Annotated in this window: 15 protein-coding genes; 3 read left to right on the top strand and 12 right to left on the bottom strand. The window is 41.0% G+C overall.

Features of this window, described 5'->3' with window-relative positions; translation table 11 throughout:
• Positions 1-10: 10 nt before the first annotated feature.
• The 5 genes from ACZMIG_RS02205 to ACZMIG_RS02185 all read right to left on the bottom strand — a co-directional run bounded on the left by ACZMIG_RS02205 (position 11) and on the right by ACZMIG_RS02185 (position 4,716).
• The gene (locus tag ACZMIG_RS02205) at positions 11-367 is read right to left on the bottom strand and encodes a YkvA family protein (protein ID WP_487888970.1); all 357 of its coding nucleotides are present in this window, start codon (positions 365-367) and stop codon (positions 11-13) included.
• Between the two features lie 378 nt (positions 368-745).
• Entirely contained in the window at positions 746-1,417 is a 672-nt protein-coding gene (locus ACZMIG_RS02200) for a metallophosphoesterase (RefSeq protein WP_021855365.1), read from the bottom strand.
• 91 nt (positions 1,418-1,508) lie between these two features.
• Positions 1,509-2,000: an exonuclease domain-containing protein gene (locus ACZMIG_RS02195; RefSeq protein ID WP_021855364.1), complete on the bottom strand. Its 492-nt coding sequence runs from the start codon at positions 1,998-2,000 to the stop codon at positions 1,509-1,511.
• A gap of 130 nt (positions 2,001-2,130) precedes the next feature.
• On the bottom strand, positions 2,131-2,661 hold the full coding sequence (locus ACZMIG_RS02190) for a very short patch repair endonuclease (RefSeq protein WP_287601588.1): 531 nt from the start codon (positions 2,659-2,661) through the stop codon (positions 2,131-2,133).
• A gap of 954 nt (positions 2,662-3,615) precedes the next feature.
• Positions 3,616-4,716, bottom strand: a complete 1,101-nt coding sequence (locus ACZMIG_RS02185; protein WP_418874986.1) for a DUF4932 domain-containing protein — start codon at positions 4,714-4,716, stop codon at positions 3,616-3,618.
• A 579-nt stretch (positions 4,717-5,295) separates the two neighbouring features.
• Here ACZMIG_RS02185 and ACZMIG_RS02180 point away from each other — a divergent pair.
• The gene (locus tag ACZMIG_RS02180; RefSeq protein ID WP_053398609.1) at positions 5,296-7,035 is read left to right on the top strand and encodes a tetratricopeptide repeat protein; all 1,740 of its coding nucleotides are present in this window, start codon (positions 5,296-5,298) and stop codon (positions 7,033-7,035) included.
• Between the two features lie 126 nt (positions 7,036-7,161).
• On the opposite strand, the gene ACZMIG_RS02175 is transcribed toward ACZMIG_RS02180, so the two are convergent.
• Together ACZMIG_RS02175 and ACZMIG_RS02170 are read right to left on the bottom strand one after the other, a co-directional pair.
• Positions 7,162-8,955 (bottom strand): choice-of-anchor J domain-containing protein, encoded by a 1,794-nt coding sequence (locus ACZMIG_RS02175; RefSeq protein ID WP_487888969.1) that lies wholly within the window; start codon positions 8,953-8,955, stop codon positions 7,162-7,164.
• Between the two features lie 17 nt (positions 8,956-8,972).
• On the bottom strand, positions 8,973-11,513 hold the full coding sequence (locus ACZMIG_RS02170; protein ID WP_487888968.1) for a M6 family metalloprotease domain-containing protein: 2,541 nt from the start codon (positions 11,511-11,513) through the stop codon (positions 8,973-8,975).
• Positions 11,514-11,738: 225 nt separating this feature from the next.
• On the opposite strand from ACZMIG_RS02170, the gene ACZMIG_RS02165 reads away from it, so the two are divergent.
• Positions 11,739-16,481 (top strand): choice-of-anchor J domain-containing protein, encoded by a 4,743-nt coding sequence (locus tag ACZMIG_RS02165; protein WP_487888967.1) that lies wholly within the window; start codon positions 11,739-11,741, stop codon positions 16,479-16,481.
• Positions 16,482-16,889: 408 nt separating this feature from the next.
• Positions 16,890-18,053, top strand: coding sequence for a M50 family metallopeptidase (locus tag ACZMIG_RS02160; RefSeq protein WP_487888966.1), 1,164 nt, complete (start codon positions 16,890-16,892; stop codon positions 18,051-18,053).
• A 74-nt stretch (positions 18,054-18,127) separates the two neighbouring features.
• Here the strand turns inward: ACZMIG_RS02160 and ACZMIG_RS02155 are convergent, their stop codons facing one another.
• From ACZMIG_RS02155 to ACZMIG_RS02135, 5 genes are all read right to left on the bottom strand, one after another.
• Complete coding sequence (locus ACZMIG_RS02155) at positions 18,128-19,225, bottom strand: metallophosphoesterase family protein (RefSeq protein ID WP_487888965.1); 1,098 nt, start codon at positions 19,223-19,225, stop codon at positions 18,128-18,130.
• Positions 19,226-19,348: 123 nt separating this feature from the next.
• Entirely contained in the window at positions 19,349-19,840 is a 492-nt protein-coding gene (gene thpR, locus ACZMIG_RS02150) for an RNA 2',3'-cyclic phosphodiesterase (RefSeq protein ID WP_487888964.1), read from the bottom strand.
• A gap of 185 nt (positions 19,841-20,025) precedes the next feature.
• Positions 20,026-20,682 (bottom strand): DUF4276 family protein, encoded by a 657-nt coding sequence (locus tag ACZMIG_RS02145; RefSeq protein ID WP_487888963.1) that lies wholly within the window; start codon positions 20,680-20,682, stop codon positions 20,026-20,028.
• On the bottom strand, positions 20,679-21,773 hold the full coding sequence (locus ACZMIG_RS02140; RefSeq protein ID WP_487888962.1) for an AAA family ATPase: 1,095 nt from the start codon (positions 21,771-21,773) through the stop codon (positions 20,679-20,681). The genes ACZMIG_RS02145 and ACZMIG_RS02140 overlap by 4 nt, the downstream gene beginning before the upstream one ends.
• Before the next feature lie 202 nt (positions 21,774-21,975).
• Complete coding sequence (locus ACZMIG_RS02135) at positions 21,976-23,367, bottom strand: hypothetical protein (RefSeq protein WP_487888961.1); 1,392 nt, start codon at positions 23,365-23,367, stop codon at positions 21,976-21,978.
• Positions 23,368-23,560 lie beyond the last annotated feature (193 nt).

Raw genomic sequence — 23,560 nt, 5'->3', positions numbered from 1 at the left:
GTGGACTATTTTATTCAACTATCTCATATTTTGTGTATTCCGGAAACCACTTGTCAAGCTGTGCTTCGGCCTTGGCTTGTGTCTCAGGAGTGATATACTTTGACATTTTTCTGATCAGCACCGCAAGCGAAACCGCCTCATCCAGCCAGCCGACGACAGGCAGCCGGTGAGCGTCAAGAAGGTCTATCGGCAATATAAGATACGCCAGCGAACCGAACATTGCCAACTTGTCCTTACGTGGCGTTTTATCACTGCGCATGACATACCACATAAGCAACACGGGACGGGCTGCCGAACGTCCTGCTTTTAGACTCCAGTCACGTATGCCATCCCATAAAGCATCGTTATTCAATCTGAAAATATTCATAACAACATAAATTCTTTGTTTTATCTATATAGAGTAACAAGGCATCAAGAAACTATCATTCTTCATCATCATTTTTAGTCAACCACTGCCTGGATCAGAATTGCATTACATCCAATTTAGCATAAGAATAATTATGATTGAAAAAATCATGGTCCAAAATTTCTTATCTTTATGTAGTTGTAACCAAGAAAAAGAAAATCATGAACCTTAGGCATGAACAAAATTAAGAATTAAAATCTTAACCGACAAGCAATCTGATGTTTTTTAAACGACATTTTTTTGAGCATCATGGTTTCACACATAGATTGCCTATACTCTGCCCCGACATTCTGCTATTTGTTCATCTTTTCGTTTACATATTTAGTCAAGCCTACAGCCTCATTCCTCATAATAATATTTGCCGTTGCGCAGACAGTCGCAGAAGATTATCTTGTTGTCATTATATCCGCAGCGTTCCGTAATGTCGTCAACGCGGTTGTGGCCAACGATCTGTGTATATCCATGCAGCGGGTCGGTCAGTTCGCTTATGTCTGCCCAGAATATTCCTCCGATTTTGCCTATGCGTCCTCCCCTGGCATGCCCAAGGCGCAACATGGCGTTAAACTGGACTGACTCGGGATTATTCAGCTGATGCGCTATAGGCTGAGTAAGGTCGCCCTTAAAGTCGTCTACAAACCAGCTGTGCTGTATGCCGGCATGCGTAAATATCCGGTTGCCCTGCTGATAGGCATACTGAAACAGCTCTATGTTGGCGTTGAACATAGCCTCGGCAAACCTCTCTATCTGAAAGTCGTAGCGCGAGCCGGGCAGGGCCCTGTCGCAGAAATAATGCAGGTCATGGTTGCCGAGAAGCAGCACCACGTCGTCCATGCGCCGCTTCTTAAGTTCTATGATGTCACGCAGGTTGTCCAGCTGTTGCCTGCGCGTAATGTATTCATACGGATCAAGATAGTCACCCAGAAACACGATTGTGCAGTCTTCGTGCTCATCAACTATGCTTCTCCATTTTTCAAGACCGTGAACATCTCCTATGGCTACAATAGGTTTCATTTTTCTTCTTTGTTTAGCAATTACACACTCGACTTGTTTTCTTACTCCGTCTTTTATTCATTCTCAGTATATGTGCCACAACATTGCAGTATCACAATATCTCTCTTGCAATCCATGCACAGGCCTCGGCATCAGCAAGGGCATTGTGGTGCATCGTTAGGTCGTAGCCGCAAAGGGCTGCAACTGTATGCAGCTGATGATTCTCTGCACAGGGAAAAGCCCTGCGGGCAGCGGCAAGGGTGTCGTAAAAGCAGTAGTCGGGATAATCCATCTGATAAACCTTGAACGCGGCTTTAAGGCAGCCCTCGTCAAAGCCTTTGTTATGAGCCACCAGCGGCAGCCCCTCAATGAGCGGCTCCACTTGCTTCCACACCTCGCTGAACACCGGTGCCTCTTCGGTATCTTCGCGCGTCAGGCCATGCACTCTGCTGCACCAATAGGTGTAATAATTTGGCTCGGGCTGTATAAGCGAGTAGAACGTGTCGGCAATCTCACCGTCACGCACAACCACCACGCCCACGCTGCACACCGAACTGCGCTCGCCGTTGGCCGTCTCAAAATCTATAGCCGCAAAATCTTTCATCTACACAATACTTGTTTCTGCCGCAAATTTAGCAAATTATACACTTAAAACGTAAGCTATTTAGTTTTTTAACTCATACAGTTGTAAAGATTTATTTTCTTGTTTCCGGTTTAGCTGTTAATTCTATGCATTATATCATCGCCCTGTCGTCATCATCCGCCGCCCCATATTCAGGGCCGGCCTCTGCCGCCATCATGCCGCAGTCGTCTTCCGGCAGAGAGTATCTCACGGTGCGGTCGCCCAGATATATATGGTTCAAGGTGTATTCGAGCGACGTCAGCGTCTGTTCACGCCTGTCTGTCTTCAGCTCACACTCCCACACCGTCATGCAGTGCCATCCCATGGCGGCCAGCTCCTGCTGCACCCTTTTGTCGCGCTGCCTGTTGCGGTTTATCTTGGCTGCCCAGAAGTCAACGTTGCTCTTTGGCATCTTGAAATACTTGCACCCTTCATGTCCATGCCAGAAGCAGCCGTTCACAAAGATGCACGTGCGATACTTGCGCAGCACTATGTCTGGATGTCCCGGCAGGCGCGGATGATTCAGCCTGTATCTGAATCCGCGTGAAAACAGATACTTCCTGACTATCATCTCCGGCTTTGTGTTTGCCGAATGTATGGCGGCCATGTTTTTGTGCCGCTGCTCCTTAGTACATCTGTCCATCCCCCGCCCCTTTTCGTCAACGGTGTACTGCCGTTTTTGTCCGGCATAATGCCGTAAGCCTTTCAGCACGCCGTTATGACATGTACGGGTTTTCCGCCCTTACTTGTCTAACTGCAAAGATAATATTTTTTTATTCTTCATCAAAAACATCCGTACTTATTTTCTGACGGCAATAAAACAAAACTGCCACAAATGTTCTCATCCATATAAGCCTGCATAAAAAGCCTCATAGAATTTAAAGGCAAAAAAACTGAAAGGGAAACACATATTCTTCATTAAGAAACAATCAGAGAAAGAATCTCAATAAAGAAAACTGTAAGCAAAACAACGAGTATATGTTTCAAATCATTAACCTATCGTTTACGGTCTAAAAACAGGCCACTTTTGATGCAGAAACGGCACAGTTTTTACCGGCAAACAGGCCGGTATTTATGGCTGTCAACTACAGTCAACATTCTTGCCTGTACATTTATGCCGCTGACACGTTTTTCTTATGCCGAGTTCAGGTTTACATTAAAACAAAATCGTTATAAAAATTCGGTCTGCATTTTTGTTTTATATCGAGCGGTTCTTCGTCAATTTTTTTTGCAGACACTTTTATAATTTGCTAACGCCGAACTGCGTTTCATAATTAGCTGCGCTGAAAACGAAGTTCGACGTTAGTCAAGTCAATGTTTTACTACAAGAAATAGGAAGTAATCGGATTAAAAAATTAGCTGCGCTGACCTTCGGTTCTGATACTCAATTCCGGCAGATTGCAAATCAGCCGGCACAATACCAAACGTAGTGCTTGCGAATAAAAACCACATGACGCTTTGGACTTTACATTAAGCAGATTTTCATCCGACTCTTCTTGATATAGCGGGATATGTCAAGAAAAAGCAAACAATAAGATGGGACTGAAAACATTAATGCACAAAATTGATAAAACTATGTGCGGCATAATTACCGATTTCAGTTTAACACCTTGAATTGCTCATTTTCCTTTTTCGCCACATCCGAAAAGAAGGTTATGACATGCGGATAGAAGCACTCAAAGTTGCCATATTTATGCTGTTTCTTCTCATATTTTCTCAGCATACTCACCAGCTCGGGCATCCATCTGAAGTTGCGCTGAATCTGCTCCGACAACTTCTGTTTCACTTCTTCCGGTTTATAATCATTGTCCAACATATAACAGATTACGGCTGCGCGCACCAGCGATTCGTTTATCATTGTCTTCCAGTTGCCGTATGCCTGCTTCGCCATTGCCCATTTAGACAGCTCAAATATGCCTGTTGCCGCCTGTTCCATATCTTTCACATGACCGGGATATCGTTTCTCGTCAAGCAGATAATTTACAAAGGAGTGATTAAACTCATGCACAAGCGTAGGCAGATAGTCCTTGCTGTACATAGGCCTGTCGTCCTTGTCAACATAATAGCCCACAACGGCAAACACTTCTTTCTTGTTGCCTCTTACGTGTCTGTTAACTCCATAGTTTCCACCGCCGTTACAAAAGCCAATAATCACAGAAAATACTTCCTGCGGCTCTTTACCATAAAAGGCAGAATACCAACTTGTGTCAAGATACTTTATCACATTCTCACGATAAGCCTCAAGTCCTTTTTCATACAAGGCTTTATGTGCATTGAAAAAGTCGTTGAACCTTGAGTCTTTATAAAAGTTGCCGAGCTGTGTCAAAAACTCCGTCTTGTCCACCTTACCCCATCTCTTTTCCAGCGTCGGCACTTCTTCGTCTATCAGCGAGAACGTGCCGCTCAGGTTATTAAGATGTATCGCCATAGACATCACGGCATCAAAAGATATGCCGTACTTGTTTCTGAGTTCTTTCATATACTGCACAGCCGGATGCTTCGTCTGACTCTTAAAATGTTCATCCATGTCTTTTATATATTGCCCTGCCATATCCATCTTATATTCAGGATATCCGGCCATGCGCGCCAATATGCTCATCAGTTCAACATTCTCATTCACCTCTGGTTCTATTTTCTGCGCTTTTGCGACAAGCGCATAAGCACAGAAAAGCAAAATACATAATATTGTTGTTCTCATAATTTTAGATAATTATTTATGCCGTTATCGTACCATTCATCATACATACCCCCTTTCAGGTGTTTTCAATAAATTTTTCAAGCCATTTTTTGAACAGCTCCAGATGACATTTCCACGTACAGTTATTTGTATTTACAGGCAAAAATAATTTAATATAACCATAACGGCAAGAAAATAGACTTTTATTGTAATTAATTTATTATTTTGTCAATAACATTCTCTGTAACTACAGATAAAGTATTCACACTTAAAAGATACCGGAAATAAAGAACGAATTAAGAAGCATGCCAACTTTAACAAGGTGATAAAAAATAAAATCAAACATAAAAACTATACCTTATGTGAACTAAAGTTATTCATTTTTTCAGAAACAAATCATAGTATTTAACACAAGAACTAGAATCATGATTAAATACTTTCATTTTGTCTTACAATTCATAATGCATCATTTTTTAATACGATCTTATTTAATTTCTAATTTGGCTACAAAATCATATATTTTATGTACATTTGCAGTCATCATAAAAAACATATTTTTATATGAATCTTATACGTCTCAGACAAATAAATTAAAATAACATGAAAAGATTTTACGTTAAATATATTTTTCTGATTGTATTACTTATATTACCTCTTTATGCTAAAGGACAAAAGTATAATTTTATGCCTATTGATAAAGAATTTGACTCCATTGCAAGTAAATTATGTCGCATGGATTTTGAAAACAATCGTGTTAAAATAGAAATAAAAGACCTTGACAAACTATATAAAATTGCTGAGGAAAAAGGGAACAAACAATTAAAAGCCCGAGCTTTATTTTGGAAAGCCAGGACTATACAGATGAATGCATCGGCCCAACAATGCATACCTTTATTAGAGCAAGCAAAAAAGCTTTGTTCAATCAACTATGACTACGACATGGCATGCATTAATTACCAATTGGCAGGAAACTATGAACGCTACGGAAGATATCTAGAAGCATATAACCTGCTAAAATCAACCATACCTGTTTTTCAAAAATACGAAGATCATTACTTTCTCGGTAATGTATATTTACTTTTTGTACAATTATATTTAGATATTAACGATCCTGAAAACGCCAAAAGCCCACTTATGCTTGCAGGCAAAGAATATGAAAAAGTAAAATTTCCTCTTAACAGAATATATTTTTTTCAAGCTTACTTTGCTGAAGGAGAAAAAAAGTTACAACTATATAAAAAATCTGTTGAAAGTGGCAAAAAAGACTGGGGTATGACATTTCAAGCATTAACGAATATAAGCATGCTTTTCCTCGAAAAGAACCAAATTGACAGCGCAGCTATATATGATAACCATGCATTAAGCATTTTGGAAAAGAATGCTTACGGAAATCTTATTTTTACCACGCTATATAATATTAACCACATAAAGGTTCTATATGCGCAAAAGAAATACTCAGAGGCCTTGACATTGCTTCATGAGCAAGAAAAAATTACAGAAATGTTAAAGGGAGAACAGTTTCTAACCGAAATATATGAAATGCTATGGAAGGTATCAGACAAACTTGGTAAAAAAGATGAAGCATACAAGTACCTTGAGAAATACATGAACGAATATAAAGCAAGAGAAACAGAGATACGAAATCAGGACCTGCCCAAGGCTAAGGCAAGAGAGGCAATCGCGCGAAGCAACGACAGAATAAACCTACTAGAAAAAGATGCCGAGCTAAACCGTACATTAATGTACGTTATGATTCTATCTATAATTATTTTAATACTTGTCGCCGTATCTGTATTTGTATATTTATACCAACGCTATAAAATAAGGAAGATAGAAAACCGAGAATTACGAAACAGCTTACAGCAAGAATCACTTATTTACAGTATAAACCGACAAAATTTTGAAAGAGACATAAAACAAAAAGACTGCGAAATAAGTTCATCAACATTACTTTTAGCAAACAAGAACGAAGTGTTACAACAGATAAGTGACATAACAAAACGATATTCAGAGCAAAACCTGATACCAACGGAGTATGTCAAGCAAATTAATAGTGTCATTGGCGACAGTCTTAAAAATGATGACGAATGGTCTCGTTTTAAGCTTCATTTTGACTCTGTTCATCCTGGATTCTTTGTAAAGTTGAAAGAGATAAGTGCAGAACTTACAGAAAACGATTTAAGATTATGTGCGTATGTCAGAATTGGCATAAGAGCAAAACAGATAGCCGGTATGTTGTCTGTAAGTCCAGACAGTGTTAACAGCAATCGCTACAGATTAAGAAAAAAGCTCGGCTTACAGCACGGAGAAAGTCTTGATGATTTCATACGCAAGATATAACATCTTACTTACAATCCGGCACTATAATAAAAAAGGCACTATAAAATATTTTGCATAAATGGACAAATATTCTATAGTGCCTTACAACAAATACGTCTCAGTTATTCAAATATAACAATGGCATTATTATTTTAAGATTTTCTTACCCTTGTGAATATATATACCTTTACCTGGATAATTCACACGCATGCCATTAACATTATAATACGCATCATCTTCATTTGCGACATTATCATACCTTACTGTATAAATACCGGTTGTAAGTCCATCAATGGCTACCTTATCGGCGTTATCAATTATTCCATTCTTATTTATCAACAACACTATAAGCTCTGTGTTTTTCTTTTCAAGCACATTCTTTGGTATCTCAAAAGAGCATGAATATGAAAAATGGTCTCCTTCTTTTATTGTTTCCGGTATAACTCCAGATACACCATTATAATCAGGATATATTGTTCTTGCCACATCATTATACCACATCTGATCTGCAGGAATCGTTGACGGAAGGTTTTCAAATCCGCCCATCTCTCCCATTGCGTTATCTGCATAATAATTATTCTGCTCATATCCTGTCGGTTTTCCTTCCGGAACACCAATGTCTTCATTGGTACGATGTACGTTGTTTTCAACGAGAACGTATGCCAAACGATAATCAGCCTTATCTATGTCTGCAGCAAAATAAATGTCCGTATTTGCAATAATCTCATTTGTAGCCTCATCATACGAAGCATTAAGCTGTATACCGCAGTTATTTGTCGAATTATCCATAATCTGCTTATAATATGTTTCCATATCTCCCGGATCAATCGAATACATTGTATTTCGGTTATACACACAACGAGGATACCCAGAAAGATTACATCTTGAGAAAAGCAAGTCATGATAGTCTTCAACACCAAATGACATCGCATCTGTCCATGCTGCACTACTGCAGTGAATAGCGATGCCGATGAATGAGTCCGGATATTTTTCGTTCATCTCTTTCATTGCCACAATACCTCTTACACAATAACCACACCATGTTCCGGTAACCTCTTCTGACACAAGTTTTCTAGGATATGCAGACACACGCCCTTTTACGCCAGTGCTGTCTGTGCCGCTCTTTATCCATACTTCATATTCAGAAGTCTGATTACGCGAGATATTAAATTTCTTGTCTAGGACGAAATCTGTCTTTTTGCCGGGCTCCAGTGTTCCGTCAAACTCCTGTTCATAAGTTTCACCGTTAATTCTATATCCTACTTTATAGGACGTTATGCTTTTTTCCCCTGTGGCAAAAACTTGTCCTGATACAGCCACATCACCATATTGCTGTATCACACGTCCAAGATTTGTCGTCAATCCGACATTAGACTCCACACCAACAAAGATATCATCGACATAAAGACAATTTTTATCCTGACTGTCGTTAACAAAAGCTATATATACAGTTTTTCCTGCATATGCCGAGAGATCTACAACATGTTCAGTCCAGCTGTAGCTTTCTTTTGAAACTTCAAACAAAGGCGCAGACTTGTCAAAGTCTTCAACTGCAGTTCCTTTTTCTGATATATATATTTTATATCCGTCACGATAATCCTTGTCACTAGCTCTCGAGCGCCATGAAAGCACTGTCTTTTCAGATTCTATTGCTATGGCTCCTGTCACCATCCAGTCGTCCGATTTACCTGCATTTTTATACCAAGACGTACTGCATGCCACCATATTGCCGTCATTATCCTCCTCGTATACAACCCATGGAACACCAACAGCAAATCCGAGGTTTTGCATATCCGTTGATGGTGTACGTCCGTCAACATCATGCAAAGTAAAAGCTGACGGCATGCCTTCATCAAACCCTGTACTAAAATAAGTAATCTGTGCCTTCGCACTGCCTGCAAGCAGTAAGGCCGTACATGCAATAATAACATTCTTCTTCATGTTCATAATATTTAGGGTTAATATGTCGCTACTTTTCTAACAGAATTTCCTTTCTTAATAATATAAATACCGGGAACGTTCATATTTTCAACCTTTCTTCCGTCGATGGTGAAAATACTTACAGGTGCATTGTCTAAACCATATTTATCATTATCGGGCATCGTTATAGCCGATGACTCGTCTGTATAAACAACCACTTCTTCAGAGAATGCCGATTCTGCATCACTGCTTACAGCTTTTACGGCAAATGCATAATATGATTTTTGCTCCAAATTCTTGAACGTATAATAAAGTTCTTTCACGCCATCAACTGTAACAGTGTCAGTATGCAGGAAGTCTGTATCTTCAACTTCACCCTCAATTACTTCAGGTTCGCCGCTTACCTCAACCACTTTGGCGTCATCAAACAATCCATCGTCTTCACCTCTTACTATTGTTATAGAATCTATTATGGCACGTCCTAAATTAGTGGCAAAAGTAACAGGTGTTTTTGAAATACCGTTGTTGAAACGGAACAAGTATGTACGGCATACGCTGTTTATTCTTGTCTTGCCGCTCATTCCATTTGCGCTGACGCTGAAAACAGGCGTTTCACCAGAAGCAGCTTTTACCGTTACTGCCACCGCGAAATTACCGTCATATCGTTTAAGATTCAACACAGGTGTGATGAGCATACCGCCTTCTGAAACATTTCCAATCTGACACCAGCCGCCTGCCTGATAAACCTTACTTCCTGTCCAACCTTTTTCAGTTACATAATCATCAATACTTTCACTTATATCTGTAGAATTTGCTGATTCAGAAGTTCCTGATGTCATCATGGAAAAACCTTCCTGCAAAGCGACCTTCTGTTCAGACTTATATCCCAACTTATAAAGGTTGACCACATAGCTGCTTGCATGTTCAACCATATCCCAAGATGCCGTAAAACTATCATTGCCATTTACATCTGCCTTGATATTTTTTGGCGTTTTAAGATGATTTGACATAAAATTGAATACAATAGTCCCATTATCGTCACTTATGTCTGTAATCCATTTATCTAAAGTTTCCCCCGTATATGGCTGTGCTGCCGGAGTTGAAATGTCCGTAAAACTGTTATTAGACGAAATAGGATACAAATCCTTTTCTTCTGTATTACCACCTGCAATCGCATTATACGCAAGATGATTATCTGCAGGAACTAAATAGAATCTCGGGTGTGATGTGTCGTCGTTAACGCTATTGTTATTCCATACATTTTCATTATAGTCAACATGTGTTATCATGAGTCCTCCTGACGGGATACATCTGTCCCAGCCTTGCTGCTGACGGTTCTCCATGAGATAGAATTCATTTTCATTGCTTGTTGTAAGTATATATGCAGAGTTTGTCTCTGCCAGATGCCCCATCGTAACATTGTCTGTAGGTTCAGTCAGCTCTACTGGAGTCAGCCAGCCCAAAGTCATACGTTCAAATGCATTATATGACGGAGGCGTCTTGCCGTCATTATTATAAGGGCCATACTCCATTATATCATATGAACCAAGTTTATAATCTGTGGCATCTAATGTGTTATAATGATCCGCAAGTCCCAGCACATGGCTGAATTCATGACAAACTGTGCCTATACCTGATGATTGCACACCACTGTTGCCGAAAAGTTCAGACGAGCAGGCATACGTATCAACCGTCTTGCCATCGAGATTCAAATTTATGTTATATGCAGACAAAAGATATTTATGTGGCCAGATTGTATTAGAGCCGCCGCCGGCATGCTGCCCATAACCTGCATAAATAACATATACCATGTCCACCTTTCCGTCACCATCACCATCATATTGCGAAAAGTCTATTTCATATTCTGAGTCTGCCAACTGACATGCCTCTTTTATCATAAGGCCTGCATTTTGATCAGTTGTCATAAAACTGTCACTACCATAATATGCCGTATTATGCGATAGTTTTATAGGACCTACGATATCAAAATGTGGTACGAATACCCCACTTGACTGCGCAATGTAATAGTCTCTCGCAGAGCCTGTAGCTCCATTGTCGCTAAATCCGCTTTCATTGAGCATACGGTCATGAAAGTCCTTGTCAAGAGAAAAATCCTTATCTGCAAATTCTACCAAAAGTACAAGACAACGTCCCTCTCCTATAGTAGGATAATTTCCCACTTTAAAACGAGAGTTGCTGCTATTCTGCTTCATTGCCTTATTCATTCTGTCAGGCCTTGATATATTATTTATCAATTCTGTTGCTTTTTTCAGCTTGCCTACATATCTTATTTCTGTAAGAGAGCGCATATCTGGATTATGCGCTAAAGGCGAATCCTGAATTGTCAGCATATTTTTATCTGTCAAGCTTGCATACCTGTATCCTCCGTCCTCGTCCTGCTTGAGCAGATATCCGTCAGTGCTTATGCATTGATGCCAATGCTCATCACCATTTATATAAAAAGTGATGGTTGTTCCGTCTGGCTGCAAAGCATTTATCGCACCACGATATGCCGGCACTGCTTCCACTGTCATGACATAGATGAAAGCAAAGAATAAAAATTGCAATAATCTTTTCATAGTTCTATTTTTTTAACGTTTAACTGTTTGCAAAGTTACTAATTTAAGATGACTTCATGATAGCAAAATATCACAATTTTTCAGCTACAACGCCCAAAAGTATATAGATAAAAACTGACAGCGGCCATTTTTTATACATTTTGTTACAACAAACAATGTTTTTTATTTATCTTTGTATTGAAAAAATCAGTTAACTGATATAGTATTAATTTAAATTTTAAACACATGAAAAGCAAATTACATTATTATCTTGTGACATCGCTTTGCGTGTTATCTGGAGTCTTATGTCAAGCTTTTGCTTCAGATGTCAAGACGGTTTATGCACTATCAGACAACGAAGAGTTTGGCAAAGGTATCTATACATTTGAATTGAGTGATACCCTCAAAAACGTAAGTCTGTTTCAAACAATGACCTACAATATGGTCTGTGGCGGACAGATTGTTGACAACACCTATTATTATTTTGAATACGAACAAGTTTATAATGGTATCAAAGTCCACGGTCTTTGGGCTTTTGACATGGAAAGTAAAACGCAGAGACAGATTGCTGATTACGGTGGCGTAAATAACGGACAAGCAGTAAGCAACTTTTCGTATGACTATCAGAGCGGAACGATGTATGGCCTTAACAGTTTCAACGGTGGCGACGGTCTTGTTAAGCTTGACCTCGAAACCGGTACTATAACAAATGTAGGAACCTTAACTTATGACGTCATCAATTCTGCTGCACAAGCATCAGACATAGAAGAACACATGCACGTGATGACATCTACCTATGACGGAGAAATGTATGGCATAAGCTACTGGGGCTCTTTATACAAAATTAATCAGCACACATGCGAATGCCAATATATAGGAACACTTGACTATAACCCAGGTGATGCCTTCATGTATAGTGGTGACTGCCTGTTCTATGACAACGACAGCGGACAACTTTATCTAAGATTCACCACTTATAATTGGTCTACATCATCATGGATTTACGATGCAGTCATGATTGACACGAAAACAGCACATGTAACTCCATTTGCGAAGTTTAAGGACAACAAGGAATCTTCTCTAATGGGTATATCCGTACCATTTACAGTTGCTGAAGCCAGCGCTCCGGCAAAGGTACAAAATCTGAGCATCACAAGAGGCCAAAATGGTGCGCTCACAGCAACACTTGAGTGGGACAACCCGTCAAAGACATATGGCAGAGGAGGCACACTCGAGGAACTTAGCTATGTGCTTGTGCTGAGAGACGGCGTGAAAGTAGACTCTATAGTCAACCCGACAATAGGCGGCCATCAGACATGGACCGACAACAACATCACAGAACGCGGATACTACACATACAGAATTGTCCCCGGAAACAGCATTGGCCGTGGAGACAGAGCCAGCGTTGGCTCATATGTAGGAAAAGGAGATCCTCTGGGAGTTACCGACATCAAGCTTATTGCTGACGGCAACAATGGACAGCTGTCATGGACAGCGCCTACAGAGGGCAAGCTGAGCTCATATATCGACGTAAATACTCTGAATTATGATGTTATCAGATTTAAGAACAGCAGTCTTGAAGGCGAAAAGGTTGCTACAGCAATAAAAGAGACATCATTCACAGACGAGACTCTGACAGAAATGGGAAGATATACCTATGCCATAGTTCCGCATACAGACAACGCCACCGGCGACAGCGTAAGGTCAGAGACTGTTATCCTCGGACCAGCATACACAAGCCCTGTTACCTTTGAATTTAACAATGTCGACGAGTTCAAGCTATGGACAACTATAGACGCTAACGGCAATTATGACACATGGAAATGGTCTGACGGCATGTACGGTTCTATAAAAGGAGCTATCTGCTCATATAATTATGACGAAATTGCAGCTGCCGACTGGCTGATATCACCGCGCGTAAAGCTTGAAGCAGGCAAGAGATATAAGGTTACATTCGATGCATTGCCCGGAAGCAATAAAGTAACGGAGACACTGGCCGTATCATTCGGACAGGGAACAGACATAGCTTCACAGGACAGCATCAACCAGTTTGAAATCGTATCAGATCATGTTGTAAGCCTGCGCGCAAATCTTCCTGAGATTAAAGCTACAGGAGAATACAACATCGGTTTCTTATACCGCACATATTACGCAAACTATAAGCTGAGTGTCGGCAATATACAGGTAAGTGAGGACCACGAAGGGTATGTTGAGGGTATAATAACCTGTGACGGCAAACCCGTAGCAGGAGCAACAGTCATCACTAATGGCGGAGAATTTAAATCTGTTACAGACAATGAAGGCAAATACCGTCTGGAATATCTCCCCGAAGGAAACTACAATATAGACGTACAGGCCTTAGGATATGAAAATGCATCAGCATCAGCATCAGTAACCGAACACAATGTTACTCAATGCGACATCGAAATGACCGCACGGCCTACATACAAGATCAGCGGTACTGTTGTAGATGTTGCTGGCGAACCGGTAGCAGGTGCAAAGGTGGTTCTGAGCGGATACGACAACAAAGAGACAGAAACAGCCGTTGACGGAACATTCAGCTTTGCTGACGTATTCAAAGACGGTAACTACGCTGTAAGTATAACAAAGAATAAGCTTCTCGAGGGAACTAAGAACTTTGGAGTTGAAAGCGACACAGACCTTGGTACAATAACACTTCTTGACAACCAGAAGCCGGCCGGCAAGGTTACTGTCATTGAAGACGGAACCTCTGCTAATGTAACATGGAACGCTCCTGCCAACGACGCAGTATTGCAGCGCATTGACGACGGAACCCTGACCACATCAGTTGGAATTGGAACTGCAACAGAAAATTCGATGTTCGGTGTTGTAAAACGCGAACCTTCAAGCATACACGGAGTAGAATTCTTTGTCAACTCAGCTTCTAGTATGTACAGCGTACGTCTGAACATCTTCGATCTTGACGAAAACGGAGAGCCAACCGACAAGTTGCTCTACCAGAACACCTATGTACAGGCTACAGACGGACAGTGGAACTCATACACACTGCCAGCTCCAGTAGACGCCCCCAACGGCTATTATCTGGCTATATCTAACTCTAATTACGTTGGCATGACTGTCGGCATTGACGGTGCCGGAGACAAAGAGAAGTATCCTTTCGTGGAAGGCGTAAACTGCTTCACTGCTGATTATACTACGGGAGAGTATCTTTATCTTGAAGGACAGGCTGACGAAAGATTCCACAACAACTTCCTCATTCGTCCTATAGCCGCTCCGTTCACAGTGCCTGAAGACTCTACAGAATTCAAGTCTGCTGCAAACAATACTAAACGTTTCGTATACAGAAACAGCGCTGACAACAACGCTACTTACGTTGAGCTTGAGTCAAGAGACTGTGATGTTCAGCCTAATCTTGATGAATCTCTAATGATGAAGACTCCGCAGAGCCGCATACGCTATAATGTCTACAGAATGAAGTCATCAGACATTGCCAACGAGGCAAACTGGAAGTTGCTTTCTGAAAATCAGCAGGCACGCAGTTATGAAGACACAAACTGGCAAAGCATGGAACAAGGCGTTTACGCTTATGCGGTAAAAGCCGTATACACAGGTGGCTATCTTGCAACAGCGTCTGTTTCAGACACTATCGGAAATAAAATGAACACAGATCTTACATTCCGTATAACTACAGATACTCCTGAAAATGAGGCTTACGGCGCACATGTCGTTATTTCAGACGGAATTCACCAGTACACAGGCACTGCCGATGATGCAGGAGTCGTTGTGTTGGAGAATGTATGGAAGAGCGTCTATGACATGAGCATCGTCCTCGACGGCTTCAACACGCATACTGATAAGATAAATGTAAGCACTGACAACTCTTACGAATTTGCATATAACATCACTGAAAATAGAGTTAAGCCTTACAACCTGATAATTGAGGAGGGTGCCAACGGCAATGAGCGCGTATTTATGTGGAATTATCCTAACGTGTTCTTTGATGACTTTGAAAGCCATGAAGACTTCGCAATAAACTCTCCGGGCGCTATCGGATGGCAGTATATCGACGGCGATGGTTGCGAGACTGGCGGACTCATGGGATATGAATGGCCGGGTATATTTGAGCCTATGGCATACATGGTTTTCAACCAGAGCGCTACTACGCCTTCATCTACAGATATATCTTATCTTGCACCATACAACGGAAGCAAATGCCAGACAGCATGGGCTTCTTATGGAGACTCTAATGACGACTGGATGATCACTCCTAAGCTCTACTTCAAGGAAGACTTCAAGTTCACATTCTATGCTGCAAGCGCAGACTATTCTTATCTTGAAAACTTTGAGGTTCTGTATTCAACAACCGACATGCAGCCGGAAAGCTTTGTAAAGGTACAGGAGGCAACTGAGGCACAGAGCTATTGGATGCAATATTCATATGACATACCAAAAGAAGCCAAATATGTGGCAATACGCTGCATATCAGACCAAAAACGCGTATTCCGCATTGACGATGTACGCTACGGACTCGCAGATGCATTGGCTGCACCAGCTTACATAAGCAGAAATACAGGTTATAAATCTCCGTCTCTGCGTTCTCCTTCTTTAGACGGTTTATATGAGGTTTACCTTGACGGCAATAAGGTTGCTCAACAAGATGCTACTACATACACGTTCACAAACCTTAGTGCAGGCAATCACACTGCAGGCGTGATAGCATCTTACACTTCAGGAAAGACAGAAATGAGCACTATCGACTTCTCTGTTGACGCTAGTGGCATTGTTTCTGTTGAGAATGGCGGCTTTAACATCTCTGCTGACGGACGCTCTATTACTGTTAACGGAGAATACGACTACATCGAAGTATTCTCAACAGGCGGAATGGCAGTCGCTGCCACCGAGGTTGCTCCAGGCAGTTACAGCCTCGGCAATGTTCCGGCAGGTGTTTACATCGTTAAAGTTTACATCGACGGTAACGTAAATATAATGAAGTTTGTCGTTAAATAACAATTTCACAAATAGTTTTCATAGGGGTTGTGCGCAAAATAGGCACAGCCCCTATTTTTCATACAAATCTTATTATAATCCGGTCTGTATTTTGGGCTTTACATTAAGCTGATTTTCATCAGATTCTTCTTGATATAGCAGGCTATGTCAAGAAAAAGCAAACAATAAGATGGCCTGAAAACGTTAATGCACAAAATTGAAAAAGAGATGTGTGGCTTAATGATCAATTTACATTACATCTCTGTTACTGCTGTACAAAAGTTTCGTTTTCTGTTTTATTTCTTAAATTTATTACGCTATCTTTGCAGCATCATGAGATGCCGGTGCCGTCAGCATCACTGAAACAATGGCTCTTTTGCAACAGAGCCGCGAACGAAATAAGTCAGACAAAAGAATATACACTGAAACATGGGAAACATAAATAAGACATTTCTCCACAAGACATTACGCATAGCAGCATTATTTATTGGCGGAATAGCCATAGGATTCGGAGTTGGTTTCGTCATAGGCAAAATCATCAAGCCTGCGCTTCATGCCGACATATCAGCCGCCGACGTGTTTCTCACGATACTCCTGGCAGCGATATTCTTCATTCTATCTTTCATCATACACATCGTCATCCACGAAGCAGGCCACATGCTTGCTGCCATGGCGCGCGGCTGGAAGTTTCTGTCGTTTATGATTATGGGTGTTGTTCTGAGCCGTCGCGACGGCCGTTTCCGCCTGTCGCGCTTCAGCATGGCCGGAGCCGCAGGCCAGTGTCTTATGCTGCCGCCCGAAAACGGCGACACGCCCTTCGGCATAGCCCTATATAATGCTGGCGGCGTGTTGGCCAACATTCTGCTCACGGTGATTGCATCTGTCATTATGTTCATGCCGTCGGCACATCATTCGCTCGTCACAACGGTCTTTCTGCTGTGCATCATCATCTCCGGACTGTATCTCATTGTCATGAACGGCATCCCGAACAAGCTGGCCGGACTGCCCAACGACGGTCTCAACATGCTCAATCTTCACAAAGACGAGTTTTCCACGATGGTGTTTCTGCGCTCCATGCGCCTCATCGGATATCTTATGCAGAACGACACATCACGGCTTGAGGCCATGACATACATGTGCAACGACCGCGACATCAACTTCAGCAACCCAATACACGTCATGGCTCTTTCGTCCGACTTGTCGTTAGCCATGCTGCACATGGACTTCGGCAAGGCCAACGCCATCATGCAGCGCGCCGAGCCGCACATGAGCCGGATGGTTACTATCTACCGCAACGAACTGACCTTGGAGCGCATTTACCTCACGCTGATACGTCCCCACTATCCCGAAGACATCAACAGGCTGCTAGACAAGTCAATCAGCAAATACCTGCAAGTGCAGTCTGTCTTCCGTCCTTCAGCCCTGCGCGTTCAATACGCCCTCGCCATGATACACGAAGCAGACAGCAGCAAGGCCGAAAAGATATACGAGAAATTTCAGCGTGTCAGCCGTAAATATTACATTCAGGGCGAAGCAGAATACGAACAGCTGCTTGTTGATTTTGTCAGAAGCGGCAGATATCTGCAACAATAATCTTTCACGCGGATGATAGGTTAAAACCTGCTTTTATCAAAAATAAATGACCATAAGGTCATTACCTGACATCATCAATATGAAATGCTCCTCATCTTGCCCCAATTTACAGAAGTCTTACCATTCTTGTTCCAAAGACATTCCCTCACTGTTATGACCCTGCTTTCTGTATCTATGCATACCACCTGATATGAAAGCAGGCTTTCATCGTCTGCCGACAACTCTCCTTTCATCGGCGAGTCAACCCTGAACACAGGCAAGGATATGCTTCCCTCCGTGCCCTTCCAGTCATAGAATTCATTATAGTTGCAGTCTCCGTGGAAATATGCCTTTATCTGAGGATGAGACTTTACAAACCTCTCCAGCCTGTTCCAGTTGCCAACAGGCCTCATGTCAATGGCATTTACGCTACACGTATCGCTCAACAGGTTTTCAAATTTATCCTTACTGTTTATGTCATACGGAAAGTTAGGATTTGTAAAGTGTTTGGCATCAGCCTCAACCGGATCATGTGCGAAGAGTATTGTGGATGTTGCCGGGTCATCTTTAAATATGCTGTCTAACCAACAACGCATAAAACCGTCCGGCCATATCCCCACAAAGGCAAACCGGAGATTGTCTTTTATAAAAGTGTAATGAACTTTATTGGCTGTATAATCAAAAGACGAAATTTTCCGACTGCCAAATTCCGGCATGTTATGATTGTATATTTCTATAGCACTTGTTTCATCCTTGGCAGGTGTAAGTTTCTTCGGATATCCTATGGCATTTGATATGTCATGATTACCGGGAACAAGATATATGGGACATCCGAGTGTTTCTATCCAGTCTTTTTCAAACTGCCTCCATGATGTGCATGCCTGCCACACCCCATCATGCATTCTGTTCGATATATCGCCCGTACACACAACAAAATCCGGCTCGCCAAACTTTGTTCCCTCACCTACTCCGCCGTCAGAGGGCAAATCAGTTTTATTGAGCAGACAAAACGACTTCACCATCTCGCCAATGACCTTATAGGCATCAACCTTCTCTCCCCGAAACTGTCGTTTTATTCCGTAGTGAAGGTCAGAACAATAAATAAATCTTATCTCATGGCCGTTTGCGGCAAATGCACTGACAACACCTACGAGGCATACAAAATAAAATAATATTATGCGTCTAAGTTTCATAATAACTTTAACTATTTTCAAAATTCAACCTGTAACTGCAATCAAATTATAATTATGAATCAGTCCGTAATTTTAACCATCTCTATTCTTCAGGCTCAGTTGCGCAGATTTATCATCAATCAATTACAGGGCCGTATAAACGAGCCGGCCATTGATCCGTTCCGACTTCATTACATAAATATTGCTTACTGTCATGCTTTCGCTCTCCACGTCGATGTCAAGAGGCATTTCCGACGGTTGGCGCACAAGGGTGATATGCGGACTGAACTTGCCCTTTGCATAGTCAATGCCGCGTTGATCAAGATTGCGTCTCAGATGTTGCGCTATAGCCTTCACCTTGTCCTCGCCTTCTATGCCGAGCCACACCACCCTGCTTCTGCCGTTAAAGCATCCCATCTTGCCCGTTCTGATTACAAACGGTTCAAACTTAACGGCATCAACAGCTGCCTTTATTTCCTCCACTCTTTCCGTTTCGCCGATAAATGCCAACGTAAGATGCAGGTTCTCCGGCTGCGTATAGTTGCCCCTTACTCCATATTCCTTCAGTCCGTCCTGTGCATCCAATATTGAAGACTTAAACGCTTCAGTAAATCGTATTGCGATAAATATTCTCATGTCATTATAATTTTATACATCTGCCCCAGCAACGCATGATTGCCTTTAAATTGTGATCTTATCAGTTTTATCCACGTGCGAATACTTTCATTATAGGTAAAAGTAATTTAATATAACCATAACGGCAAGAAAAACAGGTACCTATTGGGATTATTAGTACAAACGGCAATTAGGAATAAAGCATCCTAATCTTTACACTTCTCGACAATGCTATTCATCCATTCTGCAAAGCGCGGGCATTTTTCTATTATGGCCTCTATTCCTACTTCCAGCGCAATAAGATTGCCTTCAAGCACCTTGTTGTAGTCAGGTTTTATTGCCAATAGCCGTTTTGACGGCGCACCTTCAGGAGAAGAGTTTATGTCTTCCGGGTTGTCATAAGAAGAAATTATTGAGGCTGTCTTACTTGCATGCTCATCTGAAAAGTAAAATTCAAAACCTTTGTTGCTTGAAAACAAAAGAGCCTCGAACTCATGCAACTGTATGTAAGAAAAGAAACGCGAATCACACACAGAGTCATCAACAGCATTTTCCAAAGCCTCAACACATTGTGTCTTATCCTTAACAGCCGTACACTCTGCATAATTCGGCATATCATTAGGCAGTCTGAAGAAATCGATTAAAGTAGTAACAACAAAGTCTGTCTGCGATGACGCAAGCAGCATCTTTATAGTATTATACAGATGCTGATAGTTAACCATGCCTCCACGTCCGCTCCTGCTTGTGCGTATCAAAACGGGCGTGACGCTATATATTTCAGATTTCTGCAAATATGGAGCAATAAGACTGTTGACAAACTCTTGTTCTGTCTGCCCTTCCACAACGATATACAAACGTTTCACAGCTGCCCTCCTATCATGTTTTTCTCCCACAGGTCACTGATAGTGAGATTATAATCGTCCATCCATTTTTTCAATTCATCACCTGACAAATGACGGAACACCGACTGGCTGTCGGCACGGTCTACCACAATAATGTCGTCAACATCAAAGCAGTTGACAAGATTTGTTGACTGGGTAGACAAGATTATCTGACTCTTTACAGAAGCACTTTTCACCATCTCAGCCAACTTATTGATAGCAGCAGGATGCAGTCCGAGTTCTGGTTCGTCAATAATAATAACCTCAGGCTTTTTCGGCTGCAACAACAACGTTGCCAAAGCGATAAAACGCAGCGTGCCGTCAGAAAAACTGTATCCGTCGAGATACATGTCTGTATCCTTTTCCTCCCATTCCAGACGTATCTTGTTATTATTGTTGGCGTCAGGGCGAAGCTTAAAGCCTTTAAAATAAGGCGCCACGGAACGTACAACGCCCTCGATAAGGCGGAAAGCCTTTTCGTCGTTCTGCATCAGGTAATACAGATAAGCAGCCAGGTTTGAGCCGTTATCACGCAAACATTCATTGTCGTTTATGTTGCAGTCACCACGCATAGGAGAAGTGAAGCTTGTATCATGAAAATGATACACCATAAAACTTTTTAAATATGTCCTCAAATAGGCCGCTCTCCATTTAGTGTTATATGCCAACGAAGATTCTTCCACAGCAGAATCCCATAATGTTTTGTTCCACTGCGGATAATCTTTTATCTTGCTTTGATGACAATTAAAATAGTCGCCGGTATTCTCAAGATAGCCTTTGTTCGACTGTGCCGGCTTTATCTCAAAAAAGAAAGCATTGGTATTATCAAAATCTATCAATCCTTCTATTGACGCGGATTTCTTTCTTCCATGATACAACAAATTATCTATACCACCCTTTGACAACGTATAGCTTCCAAACCTTTGTTCATAGATAGCCTTAATCAGTTCAAAGAATGAAATAAAGTTGCTTTTGCCCGCACCGTTTGAACCAATGAGCACATTAAGTCTGTTCAACGGCAGCGACAAGTCTCTTATCGACTTATAATTCTTTATCAAAACTTGCTCTATCATATTTTTATCTTAAATTCAAGATTTTCCGCAAGCCAATGCATGCTTAACTGCAAAGTTAGCATTATTTTTTTAAATCAAAACCATATATCAAGATTTTAGATTCTTACGTCTAGTCAAACCTTGACAATATTCTGAATTAATGGAGTATGATTACCCGTATTCATTTGTAATTTTACTTATTTTTCTTATCTAATTGGAGAATCTATGGCATTACACCTTTTTCCTTTGATATTCCTTTTTTCAAAAGAGCTTCTGCTTCATCCAAGTTCACAAAATTATTTTTCAGTACATCGGGATATTTCAGTGCAATTTTCAATTGTTCTATGCCTTTCTTTATAAGAAAATCGTTTGTTATTGATAACACTCCTTGATAATAACAGAATACAGCTTTATCATCGGGATATATCTTTTTCCCTTCTTCTAATATCTTCCATGCCTTTTTATATTGCCCGAGTTTAGGTAAGACATTCAATGAGTACACTCTTCTCCAATACAGTGTTTCATGTTCTTGTTTCAATTTTTTATATCTGTCCAGACATCGTTGCAAGTAGTAATCTGCCTCTTTCCATAAGCCAAGCTTATTCATCAGATCTCCCATAACGCCTAATGCATTAGGATCAGAGTTTTCACTTTCCAAGGCTTTCTTATAATAAACGCGTAATTTGTCTATTGATTCTTTTTCGTCTTTTTGAATGGCCGTCCACAAGAAAGCAGAAATGCATGAGCCTGAAACTGGTAATTCTTGTTTATAAAGAGTTCTGTTATTTTCATTTATGCTTGTAAAAGTCTCCCATAAAGGACTGTCCGAACGTTCTATGGCAGCGTATATACTGTCTATATTGTAATATTTGTCATACAAGCTTGTCAAGGCTTGCATAATCCCTGCCGGAATTACAGACATATGGTCTGCTTTAATACTGTGAAGCTTAACGTCATATTTCATTTTCTGAAAGTTCTCATACAAATTCCGGCCAAAAGTCTGTCTTTCTTCAGTATCATCCATAGCTGTAATTATGCGGACACTCGGACTCTTTGTCTTGTACTTGGTTTCAAAGCCAGGCATCCGTTCCATCTTTTCAGGCGAGAATAGAATATATGACGTCATATTATCATTCCCTGCATCGATATAATAGTTCAGATAGCTTGCCGTATATGAATGGCCAACTAACGTATTAAAACCTGATGTTGGAATAATTCTGTCTATTTCCTTTGCCAAATCGGTATTAACATATTTATAAAACATTTCTCCGCTTGAATCAAGACTGTTGCCGGACAAGTCGTATCCTACATCATTTCTATTTCCGGGAGTTGAATAGTCGATTGCTACAACTGCCGTTGGAGGAATATAGTCAAAGGTCTGTAAATAAACGGCTGTCGAAGCGATCACATCAAAGGTATAATCTGCATCCAGGACAAACAGCACATTATACTTTACATTTGGATAAACCGAAGCAGGTAAAGCAATCCTGAAAGAACGTGTATCATTATAAGTTAATGACCTAAATGAATATTGTTTCACATCCATTATGTTCTGTGATATGGCGATATTACTGAGAATAACACACAAATATAAAAGTAGAAATATTTTTTTCATAACTCATATCTTAAAAAATTCATAACAGCCCATCAGCTGCGGTATAGATAATTATATTATTTTCTTCCCTACTTCAGTACATTAGAGAACCTTTATATTCTTCATCCCAATCAAGTTGCAATAGGCCTTATTCTCCCTGGCGCTTTTTACTTTTTAAAGTCATTGTCTGACAGAAAGAACAGCCAAAAACCGG

The sequence above is a fragment of the Xylanibacter sp. genome (assembly GCF_057607445.1).
Note: the sequence above shows the minus strand (reverse complement) of the source record. Positions and strands in the feature narration are given on the sequence as shown.

Excerpts from the sequence above, each read along its gene's own strand:
- ACZMIG_RS02155 (WP_487888965.1), bottom strand. The coding sequence starts at position 19,225 with ATGAAACTTAGACGCATAATATTATTTTATTTTGTATGCCTCGTAGGT.
- ACZMIG_RS02175 (WP_487888969.1), bottom strand. The coding sequence starts at position 8,955 with ATGAAGAAGAATGTTATTATTGCATGTACGGCCTTACTGCTTGCAGGC.
- ACZMIG_RS02190 (WP_287601588.1), bottom strand. The coding sequence starts at position 2,661 with ATGGACAGATGTACTAAGGAGCAGCGGCACAAAAACATGGCCGCCATA.
- ACZMIG_RS02165 (WP_487888967.1), top strand. The coding sequence starts at position 11,739 with ATGAAAAGCAAATTACATTATTATCTTGTGACATCGCTTTGCGTGTTA.
- thpR (WP_487888964.1), bottom strand. The coding sequence starts at position 19,840 with ATGAGAATATTTATCGCAATACGATTTACTGAAGCGTTTAAGTCTTCA.
- ACZMIG_RS02180 (WP_053398609.1), top strand. The coding sequence starts at position 5,296 with ATGAAAAGATTTTACGTTAAATATATTTTTCTGATTGTATTACTTATA.
- ACZMIG_RS02200 (WP_021855365.1), bottom strand. The coding sequence starts at position 1,417 with ATGAAACCTATTGTAGCCATAGGAGATGTTCACGGTCTTGAAAAATGG.
- ACZMIG_RS02140 (WP_487888962.1), bottom strand. The coding sequence starts at position 21,773 with ATGATAGAGCAAGTTTTGATAAAGAATTATAAGTCGATAAGAGACTTG.
- ACZMIG_RS02135 (WP_487888961.1), bottom strand. The coding sequence starts at position 23,367 with ATGAAAAAAATATTTCTACTTTTATATTTGTGTGTTATTCTCAGTAAT.
- ACZMIG_RS02170 (WP_487888968.1), bottom strand. The coding sequence starts at position 11,513 with ATGAAAAGATTATTGCAATTTTTATTCTTTGCTTTCATCTATGTCATG.
- ACZMIG_RS02185 (WP_418874986.1), bottom strand. The coding sequence starts at position 4,716 with ATGAGAACAACAATATTATGTATTTTGCTTTTCTGTGCTTATGCGCTT.
- ACZMIG_RS02205 (WP_487888970.1), bottom strand. The coding sequence starts at position 367 with ATGAATATTTTCAGATTGAATAACGATGCTTTATGGGATGGCATACGT.
- ACZMIG_RS02160 (WP_487888966.1), top strand. The coding sequence starts at position 16,890 with ATGGGAAACATAAATAAGACATTTCTCCACAAGACATTACGCATAGCA.
- ACZMIG_RS02195 (WP_021855364.1), bottom strand. The coding sequence starts at position 2,000 with ATGAAAGATTTTGCGGCTATAGATTTTGAGACGGCCAACGGCGAGCGC.